This window comes from Brevundimonas sp. 01N35, assembly GCF_056399785.1.
This window is the reverse complement of record NZ_JBFTRZ010000047.1, coordinates 1-356: the sequence shown is the minus strand read 5'-3', so window position 1 is coordinate 356 and position 356 is coordinate 1. Positions and strand designations below refer to the sequence as shown.

Annotated in this window: 2 protein-coding genes; both read left to right on the top strand. The window is 68.0% G+C overall.

Features of this window, described 5'->3' with window-relative positions; all coding sequences use genetic code 11:
• The first annotated feature begins 11 nt into the window (after positions 1-11).
• On the top strand, positions 12-179 hold the full coding sequence (locus AC1DJ5_RS14695) for a DesA/ISL3 alpha bundle tail domain-containing protein (protein ID WP_477021079.1): 168 nt from the start codon (positions 12-14) through the stop codon (positions 177-179).
• A partial coding sequence (locus AC1DJ5_RS14690) for a hypothetical protein (RefSeq protein WP_477021078.1) occupies positions 176-356 on the top strand: 181 nt, incomplete at its 3' end. The genes AC1DJ5_RS14695 and AC1DJ5_RS14690, both read left to right, overlap by 4 nt.

Sequence of the window (356 nt, the reverse complement as noted above, 5' to 3'; positions counted from 1 at the left end):
TCCGCACCCTGGTGGAATACCGCGCACGCCTGGCGACGCTGCTGGAAGCACGCGGCCATGATGCCGCCGAGCGCCTGCGTCAACTGCAGGCCTGGTGCCGCGAGGCCGAGGAAAGCGGCATCGCCGCGCTGCAGGCCTATGCCGCGCGACTGAAGGGCTACACCCTGGTGGGCGGATGAGGGCTGCGCTGACGGCATTGCTGCTGGCCGCCGTGTGCGCACCTGCCGTGCAGGCCCAGGTCAGCGACACTGCCAGTTACCTGCAGCGCATGGACAGCGATGGCGACGGCAAGGTCAGTGAAGCCGAGTACCTGCAGTGGATGCTGTATGCCTTCGATCGCATGGACCGCAACGGCG